Source organism: Flavobacterium sp. UBA4854, assembly GCF_002399805.1.
Classification (GTDB): Bacteria; Bacteroidota; Bacteroidia; order Flavobacteriales; family Flavobacteriaceae; genus Flavobacterium; species Flavobacterium ginsengisoli.
Map to the genome: position 1 here is coordinate 886 of NZ_DHEI01000087.1, position 4,728 is coordinate 5,613.

Consider the following 4,728-nt stretch of genomic DNA (forward strand, 5'->3'; position numbering starts at 1 on the left):
AAAATCCAGATTGGCACATTAAGACCTTCTGCAGGAAATGCACGAACTTTTCCTGTTGCATTTTCTGCTGAAAAATATTCCTGAAGTTTGCTCACATTTTGCGGGAATCGCTGTGCTTGCTCAAAAAAGTCTTTTCGAATTGCTTCGGCAGTTGGTTGATCTGTTCCAGGAGCTCTTCCTAAACCTAAATCGATTCTATTTGGATAAAGCGTTTCTAGAGTTCCGAATTGTTCTGCAACTACTAAAGGAGAATGATTTGGAAGCATGATTCCTCCAGAGCCTACACGGATCTTTTCAGTTTGACTTGCCACATAACCAATTAAAACAACCGTTGCTGTACTTGCAACGTGTGCCATATTATGGTGCTCTGCCAACCAGATTCTTTTGTATCCAATTTTATCGGCTAATTGCGCAATGTCTTTTGTTTTTTGAAATGTTTCTGTTGCGTTACTATCTTGAGTGATAATTGCAAGCTCTAATATTGAGACTGAAATTGGGTTTTTCATATTAATTAAGGCTAAAATGCAAAATTAAGTCATTTATACGAATGCCTTTGTTTTCTAATGTTAATAGAATTATAATATTTGTAGCTACAAATATTATTTCTCCAACTGAATAAAAATCTGCTTGTGAGTTGTTTTTCCATCGTCTTTTATTCTTAAATCTTTATTTGGCTCGACCTCAAATTTTGATGCAGTTTCTACATTCAATGAAATTTCACGATTTCTGAAAGTTTCTGGAATTTCAGGAAGCTGAATTGTAACCATCACTTCTTTATTTTTCTTCTGAAAATCGACTTTTATTCTATCTCTTAACCAAATGTATTCGTAAACTTCCTGCCACGGCGCCATCCAGATTGAGTCATTTCCTTTTAAACCATATTTGTTAGCAAGCGTAGTCATATAATATTTGAATTCAGGAAAACGTATGCTTAGATTCCACAAATTTGTATTTCCTGTTCCGTGTGTGAATTCATTAAACCAAATGGTATTGGGCTGTTTCGTAATCGAATCTAACGTTTTTAAATAACGATCCATAGTTTTAAATGTGATCGTATCTTTTGAACTCTGCACAAAAGTTCTAGCAGAAATCATTTTATCTAAATTTACTTTTGAGTCAACTTTAAAAACTGGGCCGACACCATAATAAGATGCTACAGAAAAATGTCCGTTATTAAGTGCCTCTTTTTCATATTCTAAATAATATTTCTCATCGCCTTCTCCGCCAGGAACTACAAAATGAGACATTGTAAAATCCAGATTTTGCTTTATTGAAGTTTTATTTTCGGTCACTTCTGTCAAATAATTCGTTCCGTGTTTTGTGGCATGATGAAAACCGTGATTCAAAATATCCCAACCTGCATTGTACATTTCTTTTACCTCAGCCCATGAAAGATGTCCGCGATTTTCGGGCAAGTCACGAATTGAACCTCCATTAATTGCTAAAGCCAATTTAAACGGAATTTTATTTCCCATTCCATCAGAATAGAAAAGTCCTTCTGAAGTTGTTCCGTCTCCACCTTGATCAATTTTCCATTCGTTAATTGATGAATTGCTGATCTTTCCTCCATTCAATAATGGAAAAGCTGTTAAGTAAGCAGATCTATAACCATCGTCGAGCGTAAAACTATAGGCTAAATGTTTGTTGTATTTTAAAGGAGCAACAGCAATTTTTACTTTATCGGCCGATTTTAGTTTTATTTTGAATGAAATGGTTTTCGGTTTTGAAGAATCCTTTTCGATAATTTCGTTTGAATAACAATTGAAATTGCTGAAAAATAAAGCAGTTACTATTAGAAGAATTTGTTTTGACATAAAATTTTAGTGGTTCATTTTCGAATTAAAATTACATTTCTTTTTCAAAAAAATATTTTAAAACTGATTCTAGTACTAAAATAATTTCTGTCGATTCAAAAAAGCGAACAAATTTAAAACCTAAATTTGTAGATCAAATACCAAAATTTGATTTAGCATCCCTGCAAATGACACACAAAATTTTAATTATAGACGACGAGGAAAAACTGAGAAGTCTGCTGGTTCGTATTATTAAATCGGAAGGATTTGAAGTTTTTGAAGCGAAAGATTTAAAATCTGGCTTTAAAAAACTAGAGCAAACCGATATTGATGTTGTTTTGTGTGATGTAAAACTTCCCGATGGAAACGGCGTTGATTTTGTTCAAGATATAAAAAATAGTTTTCCTTTAACAGAAGTTATTCTTTTAACCGCTTTCGGAAATATTCCCGATGGCGTTCAAGCGATGAAAAACGGCGCTTTCGATTATATCGTAAAAGGTGATGATAACGACAAGATCATTCCGCTTCTTTATAAAGCAGTCGAAAAAGTGCATTTGCAGAAAAAAGTAAAACAGCTTGAAAAACGCATAGGCGATAAATATTCTTTTAATACGATAATCGGAAAATCAAAAGGAATTGAACAGGTGATTGATTTGGCTCAAAAAGTAGCCAAAACCGATTCGACAGTTTTATTAACTGGTGAAACAGGAACTGGAAAAGAGGTTTTTGCGCAAGCAATTCATGAAAACAGCAATCGTGCAGGAAAGTCTTTTGTAGCTTTGAACTGCAGTACTTTTAGCAAAGAAATCTTAGAAAGCGAACTTTTCGGCCATAAACAAGGTGCATTTACAGGAGCTTTAAAAGATAAAAAAGGTTTTATTGAAGAAGCAAATGGCGGAACTTTATTCCTAGATGAAATTGGTGAAATGCCAATTGATCTTCAAGCTAAACTATTGCGTGTTTTAGAAACCAGCGAATATATTCCTGTTGGTGATACAACTTCTAAAAAATCGAATTTTAGATTAATTGCCGCAACAAACAGAGATTTAAAGGAAGAAAGTGAAGCGCATCGCTTCCGTTCTGATTTGTATTTTCGTTTGAATATTTTTGAAATCAAATTACCTTCGCTTCGTGAAAGAGCAAAAGATATTCCGTTATTAGCGAATTTTTATGTGAAACAGTTTTCTGAAAAAACGAATAAAAAGACGTTACAAACCTCAGCTGATTTTCTGGAAAAATTAGAAAATTATTCTTGGCCCGGAAATATCCGCGAACTCAAAAATGTTATTGAACGATCGGTTATTTTGAGTAACGGCGATACCTTGACTTCTGATGTTCTTCCTTATGAAATGCAGCATCAAACGGAGAAAAATTCTAAATCTATGTCAGCTTTTTCGATGCAAAGTATTGAAAAACTACATATTCAGAAGGTTTTGAATTATACTAAAGGAAATAAAGCTGAAACAGCTAGATTGTTGGAAATTGGGATTGCTACTTTGTATAGAAAGATTGAAGAATATGGGATAGAAAATTCCAAAAATTAAAATCCAAATTCCAATGATAATCTGAAATTCCGATGGCAATATCAAATTTCAAAAATCAATATTTAATTTTATTTGAAAAACTCCAGAGGAGCGAAATATTTATAGAAACATATCAAAACGAGAAAAGCTTATCAAAATGATAGGCTTTTTTTATGCCTTATTTTTGGCACAAAACAACAACCTCTTATTTTACAACACCTTACATTCTACTCTACATTTTCGGAATATATTTTGGCATAAAAAGGAAGAACATAAAAATTCCTTCTCATGAAAAATCAAGTTAATTCTATTTACAAACAAGCGGAACGCTTTGCTGAGATAACCAAAAAAAATATTATCAGCGGTAATATCGTTCGGGCTAAAAAATGTTTAGCACTTGCTGAACGGTTATTTATTACCGGAAGCATTGAAACTAAAAATGCTATTTCAAACGTGTATGTATTTTCGGTTTCGTCTTTTATGGAAATGCGCCACTGCAATATTTCGCATCTTTTCCCGCACACGCTTAAAGCAGAATATATCAAACAAGTTAATACTTCTGGGGTCTAACGTGAAATGTAATTTGTGAAATGTAAAATGCTCGCATTCACTTTTACAAATTACATTTTACCTCTCACCTAATACAAATCTAAATTCTAAAAATAAATATGATCACTTTTCTTTTACTCGGGCTAGCCGTTTTACTGTTCGCCATTTGTTTTCTCTCTGTTGAATTCTTTGAAAAAATCTAAATCATGACTGCACTCTTTATTGTTTCAATTGCCGTTTTCGTGTATTTGGTTTATGTATTAATTAAACCTGAAAAATTTTAAATCATGTAAAAAGTGAAATGTAAAAAGTTAGAAGTTTCTCTTTTTACATTTTACGATTTGCATTTCACAAAAAATAAAAATTATGAATACAGAATTACTAGGTGTCATAGGTATTTTTCTCCTCACTATTGTTTTAGCGATTCCCTTCGGAAAATATATTGCTAAAGTATTTTTAGGAAATAAAACACTTCTTGACCCGATTTTCAATCCGCTTGAAAAATTTATTTTTAAAATCAGCGGTATCAATCCAGCTGAAGAAATGAACTGGAAACAGCATCTAAAAGCACTTTTAAGTATCAATATGGTTTGGTTCTTTCTCTGCTTTTTTGTCCTTCTTTTTCAGGGTTCTTTACCACTAAATCCAGATAATAATCCATCAATGTCACCAGATTTGGCATTTAATACCGCCATTTCATTTGTTGTAAACTGCAACTTACAGCATTATTCTGGTGAAAGCGGTGTTTCTTATTTGTCGCAGATGATCTTGATGTTTTTACAATTTGTTTCGGCTGGTGTTGGAATTGCTGCTGCTGTAATGGTTTTTACCGCTATGCGCGAAAGAACAACAGACAAACTGGG

5 protein-coding genes and 1 pseudogene are annotated in these 4,728 nt (G+C 33.0%); 4 read left to right on the forward strand and 2 right to left on the reverse strand.

Annotated features, from left to right (window positions below):
• On the reverse strand, positions 1-506 hold a 506-nt coding region (locus tag B3J44_RS12690), incomplete at its 3' end, for an MsnO8 family LLM class oxidoreductase (RefSeq protein ID WP_286968741.1).
• Between the two features lie 93 nt (positions 507-599).
• Complete coding sequence (locus B3J44_RS12695; RefSeq protein WP_286968742.1) at positions 600-1,814, reverse strand: polysaccharide deacetylase family protein; 1,215 nt, start codon at positions 1,812-1,814, stop codon at positions 600-602.
• Positions 1,815-1,981: 167 nt separating this feature from the next.
• Here B3J44_RS12695 and B3J44_RS12700 point away from each other — a divergent pair, with 167 nt between their 5' ends.
• The 4 genes and pseudogenes from B3J44_RS12700 to B3J44_RS12715 all read left to right on the forward strand — a co-directional run.
• Positions 1,982-3,337 carry a sigma-54-dependent transcriptional regulator gene (locus B3J44_RS12700; RefSeq protein WP_286968745.1) on the forward strand — a complete coding sequence of 452 codons (1,356 nt, stop codon included), beginning with the start codon at positions 1,982-1,984 and terminating at the stop codon, positions 3,335-3,337.
• 267 nt (positions 3,338-3,604) lie between these two features.
• On the forward strand, positions 3,605-3,886 hold the full coding sequence (locus B3J44_RS12705; protein ID WP_286968746.1) for a DUF7674 family protein: 282 nt from the start codon (positions 3,605-3,607) through the stop codon (positions 3,884-3,886).
• Positions 3,887-4,071: 185 nt separating this feature from the next.
• Entirely contained in the window at positions 4,072-4,149 is a 78-nt protein-coding gene (kdpF, locus tag B3J44_RS12710; RefSeq protein ID WP_073489533.1) for a K(+)-transporting ATPase subunit F, read from the forward strand.
• A gap of 82 nt (positions 4,150-4,231) precedes the next feature.
• A pseudogene (locus B3J44_RS12715) lies at positions 4,232-4,728 on the forward strand (potassium-transporting ATPase subunit KdpA); the annotation flags it as partial.